18 protein-coding genes, 1 tRNA gene and 1 pseudogene are annotated in these 22,577 nt (G+C 56.1%); 15 read left to right on the top strand and 5 right to left on the bottom strand.

Features of this window, described 5'->3' with window-relative positions:
- The first annotated feature begins 84 nt into the window (after nt 1-84).
- The 12 genes from aroF to FYJ40_RS04295 all read left to right on the top strand — a co-directional run bounded on the left by aroF (nt 85) and on the right by FYJ40_RS04295 (nt 13,542).
- On the top strand, nt 85-1,107 hold the full coding sequence (aroF, locus tag FYJ40_RS04350; RefSeq protein WP_154516169.1) for a 3-deoxy-7-phosphoheptulonate synthase: 1,023 nt from the start codon (nt 85-87) through the stop codon (nt 1,105-1,107).
- Between the two features lie 3 nt (nt 1,108-1,110).
- The gene (locus FYJ40_RS04345) at nt 1,111-2,025 is read left to right on the top strand and encodes a prephenate dehydrogenase/arogenate dehydrogenase family protein (RefSeq protein ID WP_154516166.1); all 915 of its coding nucleotides are present in this window, start codon (nt 1,111-1,113) and stop codon (nt 2,023-2,025) included.
- Between the two features lie 36 nt (nt 2,026-2,061).
- Nucleotides 2,062-3,168: a 3-dehydroquinate synthase gene (aroB, locus tag FYJ40_RS04340; RefSeq protein ID WP_154516163.1), complete on the top strand. Its 1,107-nt coding sequence runs from the start codon at nt 2,062-2,064 to the stop codon at nt 3,166-3,168.
- Nucleotides 3,162-4,481 carry a 3-phosphoshikimate 1-carboxyvinyltransferase gene (gene aroA / locus FYJ40_RS04335; RefSeq protein ID WP_154516160.1) on the top strand — a complete coding sequence of 440 codons (1,320 nt, stop codon included), beginning with the start codon at nt 3,162-3,164 and terminating at the stop codon, nt 4,479-4,481. The genes aroB and aroA overlap by 7 nt, the downstream gene beginning before the upstream one ends.
- Nucleotide 4,482: 1 nt before the next feature.
- Nucleotides 4,483-5,580, top strand: a complete 1,098-nt coding sequence (gene aroC, locus FYJ40_RS04330) for a chorismate synthase (RefSeq protein ID WP_154516157.1) — start codon at nt 4,483-4,485, stop codon at nt 5,578-5,580.
- A gap of 169 nt (nt 5,581-5,749) precedes the next feature.
- Nucleotides 5,750-6,895: a prephenate dehydratase gene (pheA, locus tag FYJ40_RS04325; protein ID WP_154516154.1), complete on the top strand. Its 1,146-nt coding sequence runs from the start codon at nt 5,750-5,752 to the stop codon at nt 6,893-6,895.
- Nucleotides 6,896-8,134 (top strand): shikimate kinase, encoded by a 1,239-nt coding sequence (locus FYJ40_RS04320; protein WP_154516151.1) that lies wholly within the window; start codon nt 6,896-6,898, stop codon nt 8,132-8,134.
- A gap of 100 nt (nt 8,135-8,234) precedes the next feature.
- On the top strand, nt 8,235-8,672 hold the full coding sequence (gene aroQ, locus FYJ40_RS04315) for a type II 3-dehydroquinate dehydratase (protein ID WP_154516148.1): 438 nt from the start codon (nt 8,235-8,237) through the stop codon (nt 8,670-8,672).
- A 129-nt stretch (nt 8,673-8,801) separates the two neighbouring features.
- Complete coding sequence (locus FYJ40_RS04310; RefSeq protein WP_154516145.1) at nt 8,802-9,251, top strand: DUF4869 domain-containing protein; 450 nt, start codon at nt 8,802-8,804, stop codon at nt 9,249-9,251.
- Entirely contained in the window at nt 9,251-10,252 is a 1,002-nt protein-coding gene (locus FYJ40_RS04305) for a translation initiation factor 2 (RefSeq protein WP_154516142.1), read from the top strand. The genes FYJ40_RS04310 and FYJ40_RS04305 overlap by 1 nt, the downstream gene beginning before the upstream one ends.
- A gap of 153 nt (nt 10,253-10,405) precedes the next feature.
- The gene (gene glf, locus FYJ40_RS04300) at nt 10,406-11,530 is read left to right on the top strand and encodes a UDP-galactopyranose mutase (protein ID WP_154516139.1); all 1,125 of its coding nucleotides are present in this window, start codon (nt 10,406-10,408) and stop codon (nt 11,528-11,530) included.
- 236 nt (nt 11,531-11,766) lie between these two features.
- Nucleotides 11,767-13,542 carry a phosphotransferase gene (locus tag FYJ40_RS04295; RefSeq protein WP_154516136.1) on the top strand — a complete coding sequence of 592 codons (1,776 nt, stop codon included), beginning with the start codon at nt 11,767-11,769 and terminating at the stop codon, nt 13,540-13,542.
- Nucleotides 13,543-13,806: 264 nt separating this feature from the next.
- On the opposite strand, the gene FYJ40_RS04290 is transcribed toward FYJ40_RS04295, so the two are convergent.
- The 3 genes from FYJ40_RS04290 to FYJ40_RS04280 form a co-directional block, all read right to left on the bottom strand.
- A tRNA-Arg gene (locus tag FYJ40_RS04290) sits at nt 13,807-13,883 on the bottom strand.
- Between the two features lie 54 nt (nt 13,884-13,937).
- The gene (locus tag FYJ40_RS04285; protein ID WP_154516133.1) at nt 13,938-14,705 is read right to left on the bottom strand and encodes an ABC transporter ATP-binding protein; all 768 of its coding nucleotides are present in this window, start codon (nt 14,703-14,705) and stop codon (nt 13,938-13,940) included.
- 12 nt (nt 14,706-14,717) lie between these two features.
- Nucleotides 14,718-15,563: an ABC transporter permease gene (locus FYJ40_RS04280; protein ID WP_370450590.1), complete on the bottom strand. Its 846-nt coding sequence runs from the start codon at nt 15,561-15,563 to the stop codon at nt 14,718-14,720.
- Between the two features lie 160 nt (nt 15,564-15,723).
- Between FYJ40_RS04280 and FYJ40_RS04275 the strand changes: the two genes are divergently transcribed.
- Both FYJ40_RS04275 and FYJ40_RS04270 read left to right on the top strand, forming a co-directional pair.
- Complete coding sequence (locus FYJ40_RS04275; protein WP_154516128.1) at nt 15,724-16,680, top strand: glycosyltransferase family 2 protein; 957 nt, start codon at nt 15,724-15,726, stop codon at nt 16,678-16,680.
- Complete coding sequence (locus FYJ40_RS04270) at nt 16,667-17,746, top strand: acyltransferase (RefSeq protein ID WP_154516125.1); 1,080 nt, start codon at nt 16,667-16,669, stop codon at nt 17,744-17,746. The genes FYJ40_RS04275 and FYJ40_RS04270 overlap by 14 nt, the downstream gene beginning before the upstream one ends.
- 44 nt (nt 17,747-17,790) lie before the next feature.
- On the opposite strand, the gene FYJ40_RS04265 is transcribed toward FYJ40_RS04270, so the two are convergent.
- Entirely contained in the window at nt 17,791-19,635 is a 1,845-nt protein-coding gene (locus tag FYJ40_RS04265) for a glycosyltransferase (RefSeq protein WP_154516122.1), read from the bottom strand.
- 169 nt (nt 19,636-19,804) lie between these two features.
- Between FYJ40_RS04265 and FYJ40_RS04260 the strand changes: the two genes are divergently transcribed.
- Nucleotides 19,805-21,676 carry a glycosyltransferase gene (locus FYJ40_RS04260; protein WP_154516119.1) on the top strand — a complete coding sequence of 624 codons (1,872 nt, stop codon included), beginning with the start codon at nt 19,805-19,807 and terminating at the stop codon, nt 21,674-21,676.
- 393 nt (nt 21,677-22,069) lie between these two features.
- Here FYJ40_RS04260 and FYJ40_RS04255 read toward each other — a convergent pair.
- Nucleotides 22,070-22,435 (bottom strand): annotated as a pseudogene (locus FYJ40_RS04255) (ATP-binding protein); the annotation flags it as partial.
- Nucleotides 22,436-22,577: the final 142 nt, after the last annotated feature.

The following is a 22,577-nucleotide window of genomic DNA, read 5'->3' as shown; positions in this document are numbered from 1 at the left end:
GTATAAACTCTCATGCACCATATGATACGGCTCGCACTGCGGGCCGTTTTTGCAAGGGTTATCCATCGAGGTGAGAGGCACACCATGATTGCAATTTTAAAGCAGAGCGCCAGCGATGAGGCCATCGGCCACATCGTCAGCTGGATTGAGAAGAAGGGTCTCAAAACCGACGTGTCGCGCGGCGAGAACGAGACCATCATCGGCCTGGTGGGCGATACGACCAAGATCGACCCGTTCCTGCTCGAGTCCATGGACGTCGTCGAGCGTGTGCAGCGCGTCTCCGAGCCGTTCAAGCGTGCCAACCGCAAGTTTCACCCCGAGGACTCTGTCATCGACTGCGGCCACGGCATCAAGATCGGCGGCGACCAGTTCCAGGTCATCGCCGGACCCTGTTCCGTCGAGGGCGAAAACCTCATTCGCATCGCACGCCGCGTAAAGGCCGCCGGCGCCACGATGCTGCGCGGCGGTGCCTACAAGCCCCGCACCTCCCCTTACGCCTACCAGGGCATGGGCCCCGCCGGCCTGGACCTGCTATGCGAGGCCTCGGCCGAGCTCGACATGCCGATCGTCACCGAGATCATGGACCCGCGCGACGTGCAGGTCTTCTTGGATAAGAAGATTGACGTCATGCAGATTGGCGCCCGCAACGCCCAGAACTTCCCCCTGCTCAAGGAGGTAGGCAAGACCAAGACCCCGGTCCTGCTCAAGCGCGGCATGTCCGGCACCGTCGACGAGCTGCTCATGGCTGCCGAGTACATCATGAGCGAGGGCAACGACAACGTCATCCTGTGCGAGCGCGGCATTCGCACCTTCGAGACCCGCACCCGTAACACCTTCGACCTCAACGCCGTGCCGGTGCTGCACCACCTGTCGCACCTGCCCGTCGTGGCCGACCCCAGCCATGCCACCGGCTACACCCGCTACGTTGAACCCATGGCGCTCGCCGCGACCGCCTGCGGCGCCAACGGTCTGGAGATCGAGGTCCACGACGAGCCCAGCCGCGCGTGGTCCGACGGCGCCCAGGCCCTCACCCCCGACCAGTTCGACGACACCATGCGCCGCATCCGCGCCATCCGCGAGGTTGTCTGCCAAGAGACCATGGAGTAGCCCATGGGTACGGTAAGAAACGCACGTGTTAACCAGGGCGGCCCCAAATGCGCCGGCGTTGTGGGCCTGGGTCTGATCGGCGGCAGCTTTGCCCGCGGCTATGCGCAGGCGGGCGTCCGCGTGCTGGCCTGGGACCCCGACGATGACGTCATGACGGCCGCCAGCATGGGCACCGTCGCCGGCGAGCTCAACGACGAGACGCTCGGCGAGTGCGACATCATCGTACTGGCCTGTTACCCCGAGGCCTGCATCGAGTGGCTCGAGACGCACGCCCAAGCACTCGCCGACGCCACCGATACCGAGGCCATCATGGGGCCCGTGGTGATTGACACCGTGGGCGTGAAGGGCATCGTGTGCGAGCGTGCCTTCGAACTCGCCCGCGAGTACGGGTTTTACTTTGTGGGCGCGCACCCCATGGCGGGCACCCAGTACTCGGGCTACGCTCACTCCCGTGCCGACCTGTTCCAGGGCGCGCCACTCGTGCTCGTGCCGCCTGCAGTGGACGATGCGCTCAAGCTGGAGCTTTTAGGCCAGGTGCGCGAGATGGTACGCCCCTTAGGGTTTGGCAAGTTCAGCGTGACCACTGCCGCCGAGCACGACCGCGTGATCGCCTTTACGAGCCAGCTCGCGCACGTCGTCTCAAACGCCTACGTCAAAAGCCCGACCGCCCAGGTTCACCACGGTTTTTCGGCCGGTAGCTACCGCGACCTTACCCGCGTGGCGCACCTCAACCCGCAAATGTGGTCCGAGCTCATGATTGACGACGCCGACGCGCTCGCCTTCGAGATCGACCATCTGATCGAGTCGCTTGGCGCCTACAGCCGTGCGCTCAAGGACCGCGACCAGCGTTATCTTGAGAATCTCCTTGCCGAGGGCGACCGCATCAAGCGCGCGCTCGACGACGAGGCCGCCCACTAGACCACCTATCACGCCAGGTCGAAAGGACCAAAGCTTATGGCGATTACCATCGATATCGACACCGCACGCCCCTACCAGGTGCACGTCGGCACGTTTTTGCTGGAGCAGGCGGGCCCGCTCGTCCGCGCCACCGCCGGCGGATCGCGCGCCGTCATTGTGACAGACACCAACGTGGGTCCGCTCTACCAAATGCCCGTTAAGCAGAGCCTGGAGGCTGCGGGCTATACGGTGAGTGTCTGCACCTTCGAGGCCGGCGAGGCCCACAAGCGCGCCGAGACCTACATTGCCATCCTGGAGTTTGTGGCCGAGCACGAGCTTTCGCGCTCCGACGTGATCGTGGCACTCGGCGGCGGCGTTGTAGGCGACGTGGCTGGCTTTGTGGCCGCCACCTACATGCGCGGCTGCAAGTTTGTGCAGATCCCCACGAGCCTGCTCGCCATGGTGGACTCGTCGGTGGGCGGCAAGACGGCCATCGACCTAGCTGCCGGCAAAAACCTGGCCGGCGCCTTTTGGCAGCCGAGTGTGGTTATCGCCGACGTGGGGTGTCTCGCCACCCTCACGCCCGAGCAGTTCGCCGACGGCTGCGGAGAGGTCGTCAAACACGCCGTGATCGCCGACCCGGAGCTCTTCGCCGAGCTTGAGAAAACCCCGCTCACGCTGGAGCTCCTCAACCGGGACGTGGCCCGCGTGGCGCTCATCATCGCCCGCAATATCGACATTAAACGCGCCGTGGTTGTCGCCGATGAGCGCGAGACCAACCAGCGCAAGCTGCTCAACTTTGGACACAGCGCTGGACACGCTGTCGAGGCCTGCGAGCACTTTGAGCTGGGACATGGCAACTGCGTGTCGATCGGCATGGGCATCATCACGCGCGCCGCAGCCCTGCACGGCATTTGCGACGCCGAGCTGCCCGGCCGCATCGAGGACCTCTGCGCTCGCCACGGCCTTAAGACCCGCTGCGAGCTTTCGGCCGACGCCGTCTTTGCCGAGGCGCTGCACGACAAAAAACGCGCCGGTGACACCATCGACCTGGTAATTCCGCACGACATTGGCCGCTGCAGCATCGACCGCACGCCGCTTTCCGCCTTTCATGATTTAATTGCCGAGGGCCTCGGCCAGAAGGGAGACGCCTCCGCATGCTAGCCCGCATCACCCCGTCCCCGCTCAAGGGCACTGTTCCCGCCATCGCGTCCAAGTCGATGGCGCACCGCCTGATCATCTGCGCCGCCCTTGCCAACGGAGAGACGCATGTGACCTGCAACACCACCTGCGCCGATATCGAGGCCACGGTGCGCTGCCTCACGGCGCTGGGCGCCCGCATCGAGACCGTCGAGGACGGCTTCCAGGTCCACCCCACCATGAAGAGTATTGAGTTTGGCCTACTCAAGGCACTTGCCGGCGGCACGCTCGACTGCGGCGAAAGCGGCTCTACCCTCCGCTTTATGCTGCCCGTCGCCTGCGCGCTGGGGGCAGAGGCCACGTTTGTGGGGCAGGGCCGTCTGGGCGCACGCCCCCTCTCCCCGCTCTCCGACGAGATCATCGCCGCCGGCTGCGACCTGCAGGGCCTGGGCGGCTTTCCGCTCAAGACAAGTGGCCGCATGCGCCCGGGCACCTTTATCCTGCCGGGCAATGTGAGCTCGCAGTATATCTCGGGCCTGCTGCTGGCGGCCCCGCTGCTGCCCCAGCCCTCCTGCGTACAGGTGACCGGCCTTATCGAGAGCCGCCCCTATATCAACCTGACCATCCAGGCCATGAAGGCCTTCGGCATCGAGGTCAACGTCGAGCGCATCGCCGCCACAAACGGCAAGCCCGAGGTCACAAACTTCCGCGTGAGCAGCGGCTCGTACCGCACGCCTGGCAACGTGGCTGTCGAGGGCGACTGGTCCAACGCCGCCTTTTGGCTGTGTGCCGGCGCCATCGGCTCCGACCCCATCACTGTGGAAGGCGTATCACTGAGCTCCGCGCAGGGCGACCGCAACGTGCTTGCCGCGCTCTCGCGCTTTGGCGCCCGCATCGTGCGCTCCACCAACGCCGCCACCGTGCAGTCCGATAAGCTCGCCGGCTTTGAGATGAGCGCGCACGACATCCCCGACCTGGTGCCCGTTATCTCTGCCGTGGCATCGCTGGCACAAGGCCGCACGTTCATCCGCGATTGTGCCCGCCTTCGCATCAAGGAATCTGACCGCCTGGTCACCACCACTCGCGAGCTCACTGCGCTGGGCGCGCAGGTGCGCATTGCCGGCGACGACCTCATTATCAAGGGCGTCGACGCCTTTACCGGCGGCGAGGTCGATTCGCACAACGACCATCGTATCGCCATGATGGCCGCCATCGCCGCGAGCCGTGCTACCGGCGAAGTTGTGATCCACGGCGCCGAGGCCGTCAACAAGTCCTATCCCGATTTCTTCGACCACTACCGCCTGCTGGGCGGCAAGGTCACGCTCGAGGAGGAGTAGCATGTCCTCGACCTTTGGCAACGTTTTGCACTTAAGCATCTTCGGCCAGTCGCACTCCCCCGCCATCGGCTGCTCGCTCGACGGCATTCCGGCAGGTATCGCCGTTGACCAGGAGCAACTGCAGGCGTTTTTGGACCGTCGCGCCCCTGGACGCGACGAGACCGCGACCAAACGCCGCGAGGCCGACGCCGCGCACATCATTGCCGGTGTGGTCGATGGGCACACCACCGGCGCGCCCATCGCTGCGATTATCGAGAACACCAACACGCGCTCCAAGGACTATTCCGAGCTGCGCCGCAAGCCCCGCCCCGGGCACGCAGACTTTCCGGCGCGTGTGAAGTACCACAACATGCACGATGTCGCCGGTGGCGGACATTTCTCCGGCCGCTTAACGGCCCCCCTATGCATCGCCGGCGGCATCGCGCTGCAGGCACTCGAGGCCCGCGGCATTCAGGTCATGGCGCACGTCGCGCAGATCGGCGGCATCTCCGACCTGCCCATGGACGACATGGTCTATCGCGAGGCCGACCGCAAGGCGATCCTTACGAACGACCTGCCCTGTATTGATGCCGCGGCCGCCGGTCGCATGCGCGAGGAAATTCTAGCCGCGCGCGACGAACTCGACAGCATTGGCGGCATCGTGGAGTGCGGCATCTATGGGCTCCCCGCGGGCATCGGCGACCCCATGTTCGACGGCATCGAGAACCGCATCGCGCAAATCGCCTTTGGCATCCCCGCCGTAAAGGGCGTGGAGTTTGGTATGGGCTTTGCCGTGGCCGCCATGCGCGGCAGCGAGAACAACGATCCGTATCGCGTTGATGCCGAGACCGGCGAGATTGCGGTCGAGTCCAACAACGCCGGCGGCATCCTGGGCGGCATCTCCACCGGCGCACCCGTCATGTGGCGGATGGCCGTAAAGCCGACGCCCTCCATCGGTCGCGAGCAGCAGACCGTGGACATGGACGCCATGGAAAATGCGGAGCTCTCGGTCCACGGCCGCCACGACCCCTGCATCGTCCCGCGCGCCGTCCCCGTAGCCGAAGCAGCCGCAGCGCTCGCCATCTGGGACGCCCTCCTCGAGGACGCCGCCCAGCTTTAGCCCACCCACCCCGAGGGTAGCTAATTTGGGACGGGGCTTTTTTAGCTACCCCCATATGCCAGTGAGTATTTGCCCCGGCGCCCATCGATTCGCCACCAGTCAAAGGGTAGCTAAAAAAGCCCCGTCCCAAATTAACTACCCCCGGCAACGATTCACGAAAGGGGTCTCCATGGACCTTGCCGATATTCGCCAGGCCATCGATGGCATCGATACCACGCTCCTCAATAGCTTTGTCGAGCGCATGGACATTGCCACCGAGGTCGCCAAATCAAAGATCGAGATGGGCAAGGCCGTCTTTGACCCCGCCCGCGAGCGCTCCAAACTCAACAACCTTGCCAGCCGAGCACCCGAGCGCTACGAGGCCCAGACCATCACCCTGTTCCGCCTCCTCATGAGCATGAGCAAGGTCGAGCAGCAGCGCTACATCAACGAGCTCAAGGGCATCACCGTGTCGCAAAAGGCCCATGCCACGGCCACGGCCTTTGACACGCCCTTCCCCCAGACGGCCACCGTCGCCTGCCAGGGCGTTGAGGGCGCCTACAGCCAAATCGCCGCGTGCAAACTCTTCGATGTGCCCGATATTGCGTTCTTCGAGACCTTCGAAGGCGTTATGCGCGCCGTGCGCGACGGCTTCTGCGAGTTTGGCGTGCTGCCCATCGAAAACTCAACCGCCGGCTCGGTCAACGCCGTCTACGATCTTCTCGCACAGTTCGATTTCCACATCGTGCGCTCGCTGCGCCTCAAGATCGATCACAACCTGCTCGTCAAGCCCGGCACCAAGCTCGCCGACGTGCGCGAGGTCTACAGCCATGGCCAGGCCATCGCCCAGTGCGCCGGCTTTATCGAAGCCCACAACCTGCATGCCACCAAGTACCCCAACACCGCCATGTCGGCCGATATGGTCGCCAACTCCGAGCGCACCGATGTCGCCGCCATCGCCTCGCGCAGCTGTGCCGCGCTCTACGGTCTGGAGGTGCTGGAGCCCAACATCCAGGACTCGGACAACAACTACACACGCTTTGTCGTCATCAGCCGTGAGCCGCGCGTCTATCCCGGCGCCAACCGTACCTCACTCATGATCACCACGGCCAACGAACCGGGTGCCCTCTACCGCGTGCTCGAGCGCTTCTACGCGCTCAACATCAACCTCATCAAGCTCGAGAGCCGTCCCATCCCCGGGCACGACTTTGAGTTTATGTTCTACTTTGACCTGGACTGCCCCTTTGGCAGCAAGGCCCTCGACGACCTGCTCGACTCGATTGACGACGTGTGCGAGAGTTTCACCTACTTTGGCAGCTACACGGAGGTGCTTTAGATGACCGATACCGAGGCAACCCGCCCCTACGGCGTGCTGGGCCGCGTGCTGGGCCACAGCTACACCCCGACCATCTACAAAGAGCTCGCGGGCCTGGAGTACGTGCGTTTTGAGCGCGAGCCCGAGGACCTCGAAGCCTTTATGACGGGCGACGAGTGGGAGGGCACCAACGTGACCATCCCCTACAAGCGCGCCGTCATGGAATACCTGGACGAGCTGAGCCCGCTGGCCAAGCGCATGGGCAACGTCAACACCATCACGCGCCTACCCGACGGCCGCCTGCGCGGCGACAACACCGACTACTTTGGCTTCCAATGCCTGGTCGAAGAACTGGGCGTTGAGGTTGCCGGCAAGAAGGTCCTTGTGCTCGGTGCCACCGGCGGTGCCGGCACCACGGCCAGCATGGTACTCGGCGACCTGGGCGCCATCGTTGTACCTGTCGGCCGCACGAGCGAGGTCAACTACGATAACATCGCACAGCAGTCCGACGCGGCGCTGCTCGTCAACTGCACGCCCGCCGGCATGTTCCCTCACTGCCCCGACGCGCCTTGCACGCTCGAAGGGCTCGATGCGCTCGAGGGCGTCATCGACATTGTCTACAATCCCGCCCGCACGGGACTCATGCTCGAGGCCGAGCGCCGTGGCATCCCCTGCATCGGCGGCCTGCTGATGCTCGTGGCCCAAGCGGCACAGGCCGTCGAGCGCTATACCGGCCAGATTACACCGCGCGAGCGCATCCTGGGTGTGACGGAGCGCCTGTCCCGCCGCGAGCAGAACATCGCGCTCATCGGCATGCCGGGCTCGGGCAAGACCCGCGTGGGCGAGCAGATCGCCCAGCTCACGGGCCGCGAGCACATCGACTTGGACCGCGCGCTCGAGGAGCGCCTCGGCATGCCCTGTGCCGACTTTATCGTCGAGCGCGGCGAGGCGGCATTCCGCGAGCAGGAGACGGCGGCGCTGGCCGACATCTCCAAGCGCAGCGGCCTGGTGCTCTCCACCGGCGGCGGCGTGGTCACACGCGACGAGAACTATCCGCTGCTGCACCAGAACAGCCAGATCGTGATGCTCAACCGCAAGCTCGACGAGCTCGCTCACAAGGGACGCCCCATCACCGCCCGCGACGGCATCGAAAAGCTCGCCGAGCAACGCATGCCGCGCTATCGCGCCTGGGCCGACTACATCATCGACTCACGCGACAGCGCCGCCAACACCGCACGCGCCCTCCTCGACACCCTCTAAAACCTGCCAAAAAGGGACAGGTTTATTTTGGCAGGTTTTATCTGGGCAAACGCCGCAGACAGCAAGCCCCTTCACCAACCAGACCACAAAGGAAGCAACCATGAAAGCACTCGTCATCAACGGCCCCAACCTCAACATGCTCGGCATTCGCGAGCCGGGCATCTACGGCAGCGACAACTACGACCGCCTGGTCCAGATCTGCCAGGAGGCGGGAGCCGCACAGGGTTTTGACGAGGTCGAGGTCTTCCAGTCCAACCACGAGGGCAGCATCGTCGACAAGATCCAGGAGGCCTACGGCAAGGTCGACGGCATCGTCATCAACCCGGCGGCCTACACGCATACGAGCGTGGCGATTCTCGACGCCCTCAAAGCCGTCGCCATCCCCGCCGTTGAGGTCCACATTAGCGCCGTCGAGACCCGCGAAGACTTCCGCCAGGTGAGCTATGCGCGCCTGGCTTGCTTCGCCACCATCACCGGCGAGGGCTTGCAAGGCTACGCGCACGCGCTGGAGCTGCTGAGGGAGCATCTCGAAAAGTAACGTCGCGAGCAAATCCATCAAAACGACTACGCGCTAATAAAGCCAGCGCCGGCAGTAGCGACCTCGCTGCTGCCGGCATTTTATTACTGGCATATAATCGTTGCAGTCACACTACGTCTGGAGACCCACATGCTGAGCATTCACCTGGGGGATTACCCCGGTTCCATCTACGATACCGAAACCTATTTTAGGAACTCATACTTGGACTCATGGTTCGAAGACCCCATGGCCGCACAGATTATTAAACGCGTGGACGGATCAGAGCTCATCGGTCCCCACAACATCGTAAGCAAGCAGCTGGGCTCAATCACTCCACTCGAACTGTCCGGCGGCGTTAAGACGCTGCTGCTGGTGCGCAATCTCCCACATATGGTGTTTAACGCATCCACCTGCGGAGACAACTGTGCCCGCTGGCTACTCAAGATCGGCAAAGAACAGGATGTGCTGGTGACTCTTTACCACATCATGAAATTCCCCTGGAAGAACTTTGAAATCCGCATTGAAAACGATGGCCGCATCGTCAGGAACATGCAGGAGTTTGTCGGTGCCACGAATGACTTTTTGGATGTTGATGAGTAATGAGGGGAACGCACACCGTTGTCGTAGAGCGTGCAAAGGTCAAATACACGCTCACGTTTAAACGAAATATTTCCTTCATACGCGGCAACAGCGGCACGGGCAAAACGACGCTCATCTCGATGATTCGCGACTACAACGACCGAGGACCGGAAAGCGGCGTTGCACTCAGCTGCGACGTACCTTGCGAAACGCTTTCTGGCAGACGCTGGGAGCGCGAGCTGTCGATCATCGAAGATTCAATCGTCTTTCTAGATGAGGGTAACGAGTTTATCTACTCAAAGGACTTCGCCAAAGCCGTCAACGGCTCGTCCAACTATTTTGTTCTGATATCTCGTCGCGACGCCAACGAGCTCCCCTACAGCGTCGACGAGATCCTAAAACTGGTCAACACCACAAGCAAGACGATCAATGGCCGCAAGAGCGACAGGCGCTTCTACTCGGTGACCAAGCCGCTATATGACCACACGGCAAGTATGCTGTATCAGGACCTTAACGTAGGTTTCGACAATCCCGATGCCGTAATTGTCGAGGATAGCAAGTCTGGTTATCAATTCTACAGCGCCCTTTGCAACCGACTGGGAATCCCCTGCTACACCGCTACCGGCGTAGCAAACCTAAAACGAACGATTCACGAATGCCCCGAGCAAAACGTTCTTGCCATTGGAGACGGCGCAGCGTTTGGTCCCTACATCGAAAAGGTGCTCGGACAGCGCGTTTACAAAAACGTTCGCTTGTTCCTCCCTGAATCATTTGAATGGGCGCTTTTGCGATCTGGCCTCATCCCCAACAACGACATCCCAAAGATCCTCGAGGACCCCTCGAGCTACATCGAAAGCCGCGACTACCTGAGCTGGGAGCGATTCTTCACCGACGTATTGATCAAATACTCGGCAGACACTCGCTATGCCTACAAAAAGGCAAAGCTCAATGAGCAATACCTAAAGCCGCAGGCGATGAATGCAGTCGGGAGCGTCTTACCCGAGTGCCTAAGGGCTGAATAGCGAGTCCTTAAGATCATTTGGAAACCCGGTTACGCGCACGCGCTGGAGCTGCTGAAGGAGCGTCTGCTACACTAACCCCAGGGACGAACACATCAGGTACGTTTGTCCCCAAACAAAAGCAACTGTCCAATTGACATACAAAGGAGCATATCCATGTCCCAGTACGATTACCTCGTCGTCGGTGCCGGCCTTTCGGGCGCCGTCTTTGCCAATGCCGCCAAGCGCGCCGGCAAGTCGGTCCTGGTCATCGACCGCCGCGACCACATCGCGGGCAACATCTACACCGAGGACGTCGAGGGCATCCAGGTCCACCGCTACGGCGCGCACATCTTCCACACCTCCATGAAGGACGTCTGGGACTACGTCAACCGCTTCGCCGAGTTCAACAACTACGTCAACTCGCCGGTCGCCAACTTCCACGGCAACATGTACAACATGCCCTTCAACATGAACACCTTCGCCAAGATGTGGCCGGGCGTCGTCACGCCGGCCGATGCCAAGGCCAAGATCGCCGAGCAGGTGGCCGCCGAGAACATCGGCGAGCCGCAGAACCTCGAGGAGCAGGCGCTGTCGCTCGTCGGCCGCGATATCTTCGAGACGCTCGTGAAGGGTTACACCGAGAAGCAGTGGGGCCGCGACTGCAAGGACCTGCCCGCGAGCATCATCAAGCGCCTCCCCTGCCGCTTCACCTACGACAACAACTACTTCAACGACCGCTACCAGGGCATCCCCATTGGCGGCTACACCAAGATGGTCGCCAACATGCTCGAGGGCATAGAGGTGCGCTGCGGCGTGGAGTACAAGGAGCTGATCGCCTCCGAGCCCGATATCGCCGCCAAGACGATCTACTGCGGCCCCATCGACGCGTTCTACGACTTTAGGCTGGGCACGCTCGAGTACCGCAGCTTGCGCTTTGAGACCGAGACGCTCGACGAGCAGGACCACCAGGGCGTGGCCGTGGTCAACTACACCGAGCGCGAGATTCCCTACACGCGCATCATCGAGCACAAGCACTTTGAGTTCGGCACGCAGGACAAGACCGTCATCACGCGCGAGTACCCGGCCGACTGGAAGCCCGGCGACGAGCCCTACTACCCCATCAACGACGCCAAAAACGAGGCCCTCTACAAGCGGTACGAGGAGCTAGCGGCGCAGGAGGGCGACGTGATCTTCGCCGGTCGCCTGGGCGGCTACAAGTACTACGACATGGACAAGGCCATCGCCGCCGCCTTCGAGCTCGTCCGCAACGAGCTGGACGTGGAGCCGACTGAGGCATAGGGTTCAACATTAATCATCGCCGGCCACCCTGAATGCTAGACGAAATTTGGTTTAAGAGTTGCGCGTAACAGTCCATAACGCCTTTTTGATAAAAGTCTCCCCCACTCACGCATTGGAGGGCTCGAACAAATGACATTTGCTCGAGCCCTCCAATGGATAGTAAAAAGGAATGTAATGCCTTCAGCTGTTCAGGTTTGCGAAAGCATCTGACAAAACCGAACGCAAAGGAACCATTAATGCAGCTTACGCATAAACAGTTTAACGTTCTCTATGCCCTGAGCAGGCACCCCGACATTACGCAACAACAACTTGCGGGCGAGTGCGAGATTGGGCTTACAGCGGCAAATGCCGCTGTAATAGACCTCTCAGAAGCCGGCCTCATCAAGGACGCCCACCTCACGCCTAAGGGCATGACCACACTAAAACCCTACGCCGTGGACAATGCCATTATCCTTGCGGCAGGCCTCTCCAGTCGCTTTGCCCCCATCTCCTACGAACGCCCCAAGGGGCTTCTCAAAGTACGTGGGGAAGTCCTGATCGAGCGCCAAATTGAACAGCTACACGAAGCTGGGATTTTCGACATCGTCGTCGTTGTGGGATACAAGAAGGAGTCCTTCTACTACCTCGAGGACAAATACGGCGTTAAGATCATCGTGAATTGCTCCTACGCTGAGCGCAATAACAATTCCTCGATTATGCTCGTGCGCGAGATGTTGGGCAATACGTACATCTGCTCCTCGGACAACTACTTCGAGAAGAACCCTTTCACAGACCATGTCTGGAAGGCATACTACTCAGCCGAGTTCAGCCAGGGCCAGACACCCGAATGGTGCCTGGAAACCGACACCCACGACCGCATCACCAAAGTTAGGGTCGGCGGGTCCGATGCATGGTATATGATTGGCCACGCTTATTTCGATCGAGAGTTCTCAACTCGTTTTCGAGAGATTCTTGAGGCAGAATACGACCTCCCCCAAACTCGCGACAAGCTCTGGGAAGATCTCTATGCCGACCATATCAACGAGCTTGACATGCAAATCCGCAGGTACGACCCGCCCACCATCCACGAGTTCGACTCACTCGACGAGCTGCGCAACTTCGACCCTCTTTTCCTCGAAAACCTTGATTCTGAGATTTTCGACAACATCGTTACCGTCTTGGGATGCGAAAAATCCGAAATTCGCGACGTCTATCCGCTCAAACAGGGTCTTACGAACCTCAGCTGCCACTTTACGACCGATGACGGCGAGTGGGTCTACCGCCACCCCGGCGTAGGAACCGAGCTCCTTGTAGACCGTAAAGCCGAAAAAACCGCACTCGAGACCGCACGCACGCTCGGCCTTGACTCCACCTTTGTTTTTGCGAATCCCCGCCGCGGCTGGAAGGTGTCTCGATTTGTGACGAATTGTAGAAACCTAGACGTTCACGACGACGCCCAATTGGCCCAAGCCATGCAAATGGCCCGCAGGCTCCACGAGAGCGGTGCAAAAGTTAATCGCTTTTTTAGCTTCTATGAAGAGGGAAGGGGCTACGAACGTGCCATTCTAAAACACGGGCCCATCGATGTGCCGGATTTGTCCGAGATGGATACGCAGGCAGCCGAACTGAACAGAATGCTCATTGCCGACGGCGGCGATCCGGTCCTCTGCCACAATGATTTCTTTAGTCTCAACTTCCTCGTAAGCGGCGACGGCCATGTCGATCTCATTGACTGGGAATACGCCGGTATGAGCGACTATGCTAACGATTTTGGAACATTCTGTGTTTGTGAACAGTTAACCGAGAAGAAAATGCACAGGGCACTAGAGCATTACTTCAGCCGCAAGCCAACCGATGCGGAATGGCGTCACAACCTGGGCCAGGTGGGCATGGCGGGCTGGTGCTGGTACACATGGGCACTGCTTAAAGAGACAGAAGGCGACAACGTTGGCGAGTGGTCCCATATCTACTACCGTTATGCCAAAACATACCTTAAGAAGGCGCTCGGGCTCTACAAGGAGTGCAGCGGGTAAGCAGCGGATTATCTCCCCATCACATGTTTAAGAGGAACAAGATCAAGGCGGCATCCTCAACGGCGACGACCGCCATGGCAAGGGGTACCGAAAAGGAAGCGGACACGCTTATTATCCTATAAGCCCCGTAACCAAGCATGCAACCATTATCGAAATAAGGCTGCAAGTCATCCCCATGCCTTACAGCCCACGTTAAACAATGTCATGGCTGAACGCTTATAAAGCAAAGACCCGGCATGATAACCGGGTCTTCAAAAACTCTTTTGGTGCTCCATGGCGGATTCGAACCGTCGACCTTGGGATTAGAAGTCCCCTGCTCTATCCAACTGAGCTAATGGAGCATAGAGTCATGCAAATACGCCAAAAGCGTGTTTGCACAACGCATAAATTATAACCTACTTAAACTGGTCGTGGTATGCCTTGCAGACCTCATCCACGAGGCCATCCATACGTAGATCGCCCTTTTCGATCCAAACAGCACGTTGGCAAATACGCTCAACCTGCTCCATGGAGTGAGAAACGAACAAGACCGTGACGTCGCCACTCTCGATAAAGTGCTGAATGCGGCGCTCGCACTTCTGCTGGAAAAAGACGTCGCCAACAGAAAGCGTCTCATCGACGATGAGGATATCGGGCTCGGTAATCGTAGCGATAGCAAAGGCAATGCGTGCGACCATACCCGAAGAGAAGTTCTTCAAGGGCATGTCAACGAAGTCTTTAAGCTCAGCGAACTCGATGATCTCGTCAAAACTAGCGTCGATAAACTCCTTGGTATAGCCAAGCAGCGCACCGTTCAGATAGATATTCTCACGCGCGGTAAGTTCCGGGTCAAAGCCGGCACCAAGCTCAATCAGCGGTGCAATATTGCCGTGAACCTTAACCTCGCCTTCGCTGGGCTCCAAAACGCCAGCGATAATCTTGAGCATCGTAGACTTGCCGGAACCGTTAGTACCAACAAGGCCAACGACCTCGCCGCGATGCACATCAAACGAAATGTGCTTAAGCGCACGGAATTCCTCAAAGAACAGCTCGTGCTTTGCGAGCTTAATAAAGTACTCCTTGAGGTTTGTAAGCGACTCAGACGCCATGTTAAAGATCATGGTGACGTCTTTGACCTCAACAGCAAGGGGCTGCTTGCTGTAATCAATAGCAGATTCAGTCATGAACAGCACTCCTTAGATGTAGAGAATGAACTTGTGCTCGGTCTTATGAAACACGGTGTAGCCAATAGCAAGAGCAAGAACAGCCCAAACAACACACAGCCCAAAGGTAAGCGCAGAAGGCACGGTATTAAACAGGAAGATATCACGCATAAACTGAAGGTAGTTGTACATGGGGTTCACAACCACAAGGACCTGGATCCAACGTGCCATTTGGCTGATAAAGTCTGTCGTCCAGAAAATCGGCGTCAAATACATCCAAGCAGTAATAACAACGCTCCACAGATGCATAACGTCACGGAAGAAGACCGCCAATGCTGACAGCATCATGCCCAAACCCATACAGAAGCACATGAGCAGCAGCAGGCAAACCGGCAGAAGAATTAAATGCCAAGTAGGAGCCACGCGGAAAAAGAGCATAACAAGGGCGACGGCAACCAAAGAGAAGGAAAAGTTGACAAGCGAGAACAACACCTTCTGCACCGGGAACACCCAACGATGCACTTTGACCTTCTTAAGCAGCGAGGAAGCCCAAATGATGGACATAAGCGCTTGGTTCGTCGACTCGGACATGACAGAGAAAGACACGTTACCGACAATCAAGTAAAGCGGATACATTTCGGGCGTAATAGAACCATTGCGACCCTGCGCGAAGATTGTCGAGAACACAATCGACATAACAACCATCATCAACAGAGGATTAAGGACGGACCATGCCACGCCCAAAACGCTGCGACGATATTTGATTTTAAAATCTTTGGTGACAAGCTGCTTAAGAATGAACTTGTCCTTTTCAAAATCATTTTTAGCGTGAGAGGCCGGTTTAGCCACCGCTTTCTGACTCTCTACGTTGTCAGCCACGGACCAACTCCTTGTCTCGTATAACATAACAGTGGAAAGTATAGCCCTCCCACGTTGCCGATAACCCACCGTAACAAATCTGGAGAACTAACCCATATCTAACCGTGAGGGCGGTCGATAGGTATACTTTTGACCAGTTAAGTCGTAAGAAAGGCCCCACATGGACTACTCGAATATCGCCGTCATTATCCCCTGCTACAACGAAGCGCTGACGATTGGCAAAGTTGTCGACGATTTTTGTCGAGAGCTGCCAGGTGCAATTGTCTACGTTTACGACAACAACTCGTCCGATGACACTTCACAAGTCGCTAAACAGCACGGGGCCACGGTGCGCCAGGAGCCCAGACAGGGCAAAGGCAACGTGTGCCGCCAGATGTTTCGCGATATCGATGCTGAATGCTACTTGATGGTCGACGGCGACGATACATACCCTGCCGAAGCCGCCAAGTCGCTCTGCGAGCCCATCCTTAACGGCGAAGCGGACATGACCGTTGGCGATCGCCTGTCAAACGGCACCTATGCCGAAGAGAACAAGAGGGCCTTTCACGGGTTTGGCAACAATCTTGTTCGCGCTATGATCAAGTGGATTTACGGCTACAGCTTTGATGACGTCATGACCGGCTACCGAGCCATGAGCAAGCCTTTCGTCAAGACCTTCCCCGTTTTGAGTGAGGGCTTCCAGATTGAAACCGAGCTCTCCATCCATGCCGTCGATCACCGCTGGCGTATTAAAGACGTGCCGGTGGAGTATCGCGATCGACCTGAGGGCTCTGAATCAAAACTCAATACTGTCAGCGACGGCATCAAGGTCATCGCAATGATTGGTACGCTCTTTAAAGACTATCGTCCGCTCAAGTTCTTTAGCCTTATTGCCCTTATCTTTGCCATTATTGGCCTTGCCCTTGGTATGCCAATTGTTGCAGAGTACTTCCAGACCGGCCTTGTGGCCCGCTTCCCCACTGCTATTCTCGCCGTCTCGTTCATGTTCCTATGCGGGCTGAGCCTGGCAACGGGACTTATCCTCGACTCGGTTGCAAAGGTCGAAAGAAAGCAATGGGAACTGCAAGTATATAAAACGCACAGTCAAAAGGCGAGTAGATTCAATGAGCATAAATAAGCGTCTTGCAAACTGGGATCTTCTAAGAACCCTATCGATGTTTTTGGTTGTTGTTGTTCACATCGCACCGCAACTGGGCCGCTTTCGAAACATCGATGTCAGTCTGATAGTAGGTATTGCCGCCATTATCTGTGACCCAATCTTCTTCTGCCTGTCGGGATATTTTGCGCTGAAACCGCTTAAGAAAAGCTACATAGACTTCCTCTTCGGAAAAGCCCTGTCCCTATTGCTGCCCATCTTTGTATACAGCGGACTCTTGTATGCATACAAAATTGCCATGGGTTCAATTCAGGATATGAACTATATACGATATGCAAGCGACTTGGTTCAAAGCGGTTGGTGGTTCATCCCTGCACTCATACCATGCATTTTGGTGGCACCGATACTTTCGAAAATGTTTGATGCGCTCGATGATCGTACCTGCAAAATAGCCTTTTTCGTAACCCTAGGAATCTATGCGTGGGGCGGGCTATCATGCGTTGCAAAGTCCCTGCTCATTAACTCTCAACACACAACCTTTACGGCTGCCGTCAGCATGCTGCAGCACTTTATACCCATGTCACTACTCGGAGGAACGTATTTCACGTTCTTTTGTATGGGATATTTCATTAAACGCGTCAGCCCGTTACTGAGCACAAGAGAAGTTCGTTTAATTAAGGTTGCCGGCATTCTGTTCTTTATCCTAGACATTATTAGCGCGTATTTCAGATTCGAACGAGCAGATCCAAGTTATAACTGGATGATTACAACTGTTGCCATATTTATTGCTATAGACAGGCTTAAAATCTCTTCGGATGTATTATCTAAAGCCATTGAATGGACTGCGAAAAGGTCTTACTCAATCTATCTCCTTCAGTACACAACGATTGAATTCGCCATCAATATTGTCTATATCACCACTTTGAATGGTGGATATGCAACGCTAGAATGGCCGCTCAGATTACTCACTTGGCTGATCGCAACGACGCTAGCATACGGATTGGCGCTAGTGATCGCATCGCTCGTCGACACACTGATAGTTGGACCCATTCAGTCAAAAATCAGGCAACACCGGCTGGAATTCTAAGATTGATAAATAAGAAGAGGCCCGGACTCAGTCCGGGCCTCTTCTTATTTAAGTCCCAAGTACTCTTCCCAGAACTCTCGTGAAGTCATGTACGGCATGGCATCTTTCCATGTCCTCCTGACGCTCTTGCCTTCTTTGCGATAGCGTGCCATCAGTTCGTGCTCTCGACGGCGAATACTCTTGAACCGCGCTCGGTCCATCGTGCGAACCGATCCCTTCTCGCGGGTCGGATCAAGAAAGACCAGCGTCTTGCAGCGCGTCGAGTTGCCCTCAAGCGTACAGCTGCCGTTCTTTACTACATAGCCAGCTTTCCCGCGCAGCAGCGCATCGGGAAGATAATGCTTGTCGTAAGGAATAGATCTCCAATACTTCATAAACTTCGAAGGATGGAATTCCAGATTAACATTAGCGAGCACTTGCTCCGTAACCCCGGCCTTGCGAAGAAGCTCTGGATCCATTTCGGAAACAGGAATCAGCTTTTCGTTTAACTTACCCTTGCCGATCATCGTGTCGGCGCCATCAAGCTTCTGGAGATACTCAGGGCCACGCAGATAATCCTCAAAGCCATCGAGAATAAACTCGGCAGCCTGATAGTCCATATCGCGCAAGTTCTGACGTACCCCTCGCTGAATACGAAGGACAAACATCTTCTCATCAGCACAATCATCGAGAGCAATCATGGCAAAGAAGTTACGGAAGTACTGGTAGCAATCAACCGAAGCGCGGAAACGCCCCTCAAAGCTTGCATGCCACACGCAAATGCAATTCATGGTCATGTAGACAGGCTTATTGCGCATGCCAAACTCAACGTCGTCGCAGCGAATAAAGAAAGGCATGGGAAGGCCGTTCTTTTCGATAGCCTTCACCGGAATGCAGCTATACCACCAGGCTCCGTAAGCCTGGTCAACCTCGACGTTTGTACGTTCGTTTTCGAGGATATCGGCCAGCTTGCCAACATTCAGATCCTCTTTTACGCGACGATAGGCGCCAGAAGAAGCCACATATGAAACATCCTCGAACTGGCGGGTGGGATCTTCCATCGAAAGCATGGCACCGTTAATAAAGGCATCCTTATATTTGCCTTTAGCAAGAGAGAGGAGATTGAACGTACGAATCAAACTCTCGGGCATGATGGAAACATCATCGTCCATCAAAATGATATGGGTGAACTGACCAGGAGTTTCAGTGGCTGCCATCATTCCGCGCGAAAAACCTCCTGAGCCACCCGTGTTGGGATTCGGGAGCACGGTAACCAACTTGTCAGATAGTGCCGCGGAATCGAGGGTCTGCCCATTATCGACAACAAACATGTGGAAGTGGTCGTGGATTGGGCCGTCCTCTTTTGAGATGCCGGTTTTAACGAGATCGATGTTGGGAATGATATATTTCTCATTTTTAAACGTTGTCGTAGACAAAGCGAGGTCAACACGATTTACCTCGTCCTCATCCACGGTTGCGGTATAACAGCCCTTAACCAAAGTCGCGGTAGTCGATTCCACGGAGGATACAGAGAACCCAATAAGGTCAAAATTCTCCAAACAGACACTAATGGCCAACGAACTCGGTCCATTCTCAGTAGAAAAAGGGGCCTGTTTAATTTGTACTGGATCGAGTGACCCATGTTCTACGCCATAAATACGCACAAGTCCCGATCCATCAAGAACCAAATTCAGACAGACCTCATCGAGCTGCGCGTATTGTCTCCATTTCAAAGCGGACAATCCGTTGACATACGTCATAAAGTCAACGGTTCCATCTATCTGCAAGCAGCCCCCCGGAAGGGTGCGCACAATGCCGCCGCGTTCAACCCGATAATAGAGCTCCGAGTGGGAAATCGCGTGGTCATCAACGCAGCGCACTATGTTGGCTAACTTATAATTAAGTTTCAAAATAAACTCCCATACTTACCTTCAAGAAGATACAAGCAATCACATTATCGCCTAAATTGACTGTAAGTCGCACACTTCTGCAGGCATCTTCAACACCTTATGGATAATGTGAAACATCGCGTATGTCTATATAATGAATCAAGATTATTTACAAGAAATGGAGATTTAAATGCCCCTGATGAAGTTCGCGAATGTACTCTTGGAGCACAACGCACGCGCGGTCAATTATCCCTCTTTGTATTGTCGTTCAACTGAACCCGTTGTCTTTCTTCCCGATAGTGATGCCTGGGAGCTCCACGGAGAAGGCGAATATGACTTCAGCACTTATTTCAATGCGCTTTCGATTAATAAACTCAATACTTATACAAACGCGCAAAAGTATTATTTGCACCTCGAACTTAAGGGTGCTTCGTGCGAGGTAGTACAAACGACCTCTGATAGATTCTCATCTAGTCCGATTGTTCTTGATGCAACAAAAAGAACCGTAGAGAAATCCGACTCCTTTACCGCCCTAGATATCGAATTAACGACGAATAAAGATACGATACTGGTCGGGTTTATCATTCGCACCACGGGTCCTGTACAAATTAAAAACAGCTATTACTCGGTCTCGACCGATCAACCGCTAAAAGAAATTGAGCTTGTCTTAGCGACTACGACATTCAAGAAAGAGAAGTACATCACATCAAATATCGACTTAGTAAAGTCGGAGATTCTTGATAGCGCTGATCCAATCGCCGACCACTTTAATATGCACGTAATAGATAATGGCAGAACGCTCGATTCATCAGCCTTGGAAAACGAACACGTCCACATTCATCCAAACCAGAACGTTGGTGGCGCAGGCGGCTTCACTTACGGAATGATTCTTGCCAAGGAGCAGAAACCGAAAGCAACTCACGTTCTACTTATGGACGACGACGTGGCCGTATCTCCGGAGAGCATCAAGAGAACTTATAACCTGCTAAGGATAGTGAACAAAGACTATTCCGAAGCGATGATTAGCGGCGCAATGCTTAATTACGGCATTGCAGATCAACAGTGGGAAGACACTGGCTATATGACTCCCCTCGGCTCTTTCTCCCCCGCAAAACAGCCCTTATACCTATCCCGTTTTGAAGACATTGTTTATAACGAGACGTTTAGAATCCCTAAAAACATTCGAGACACCAACGCCCGTTACGCGGCATGGTGGTACTGCTGTATACCGATAAGCACAATTGAAGAGAACGGATTGCCACTTCCCTACTTTGTTAGATGTGACGATGCAGAGTACGGCGTTCGATGCAATAAACCCTTTATGACGATGAACAGCATCTGCATCTGGCATGAAAGTTTCCATGTTAGATACAACGCGGCAGTTGAGCGCTACCAAACAACGAGGAACACGCTTATTGCCAAATTCACCACTGGATTCGGAGCAAACTCTGATTTCATGTACGAATTAAAAAATAACGTTCGACTCGAGCTCAAAAAGTATGGCTATAAAAATGCCAGCTTAGTTCTTGATGCATTCGAGGACTTCATGAAAGGACCCGATTTCTATAGCGAAATCGGAATTGCCGAGAAAACGTTCATGGAAGCAAACAAGAAGAAGGAAGCAATGGTTCCCTTCAGCGAGCTAGAGAGACAAGCTCGCGAGATTGGAATTGAAGGCTTTTCCATTGATGATATTGATAGACAATTGATTGCGGGAGACAAGCCACGATCGATTTCGCAAAGACTGATTGATTTTATTACCGATAATAAACAGAGGATACTAACCGGAGATGGTTCTGGATTTGCAGTCATACCTGTACACGGTTGGGAATATCCCGCCGGAGCAATCCGGGGGAAAAAGTACCTTATCGTTATTGACTGGTACAACCGAATGGGATGCATAAGGACAAAAGACGCCGAGAAGTACGCCAAACTCCTTAAGCGCTACAAAGCCGATGTTAAACAATATAAGAAATGTGAGAAAGAACTCGCTGAAGCCTACTCTAATAGCAGACCAATCGTCACATCAGACGAGTTTTGGAAAAAGTATCTTGGAATCTAACTTGCTGGCTACGCAACTGAGTAGTTGCATACCTGCGCTCTACAAAATTCGCGAAATGACACCGGCCTATAGGACAAAATGTGCGTCCCGATAGAACATCCGTTTCCATCCATTAATCCAGCCAGAACGGGTACGGGTCCCTGTGGTGGAGGTCCTCCCACACGGCCCTGTCTCCCCACTCCGGCCCTCCGTCCTCGCGCGACGGCGAGGCGGAGTAGACGCTGAACAGGAAGTCGATGTCCGCGTCGGTCGGCATCGTGGCGAGCTTCTCGCGTGCCGTCCTCGCTGTTAGCGTCGGATTATTTTAGCCAAATATAGTCGGCCGAGATTGACCAATCCCGGCCGACCCATTTTAGCCAACACGCCCGCATCTATGACTTTCCTATCGCATTCCTACATCCCCTCGGGCTGGATCCCCCTCACCTTCACCGCCTGGGGGACGGCCTCCACCGAGTAGGTGTCAAGCCCCCTGCCGCGGTAGCTCGGGCCCCGCATCACGAACACCGACGCCTTGTCGAACAGCCTGTCGAGGGCGCAGAGGAGCGTGTCGTCGCCCGTGAAGAACTCATCCCACCCGCTCGGGGCGATGTTGCTCGTAAGGACCATCGCGTTCGGCCCCTCCTTCTCGTAGCGCCTGTCGACGACATCGAAGAACAGGTCGGTGCACGGCCTGTCGTAGACACATCTCCCCACCTCGTCAACGATGAGGCACGACGGCTTGACGAGCGAGGAGACGACCCGCGAGGTGTTTCCCCGCTGGACGGCCTTCTGGAATGTTGATGTTCACTAAGAAGTGGTCCGAGTGATCACTGGGAAATGAGCACCGTGAGCACGAAAAATTGAGCAGTTTAAGCAAGAGGGCCGCGCCCCGGGGACCGGGGGCGCGGCCCTCGCCGTATGG

Origin of the sequence: Collinsella sp. WCA1-178-WT-3 (M1) (genome assembly GCF_009696325.1) — a bacterium.
Classification (GTDB): Bacteria; Actinomycetota; Coriobacteriia; order Coriobacteriales; family Coriobacteriaceae; genus Collinsella.
This window is presented reverse-complemented; position numbering and strand designations above follow the sequence as displayed.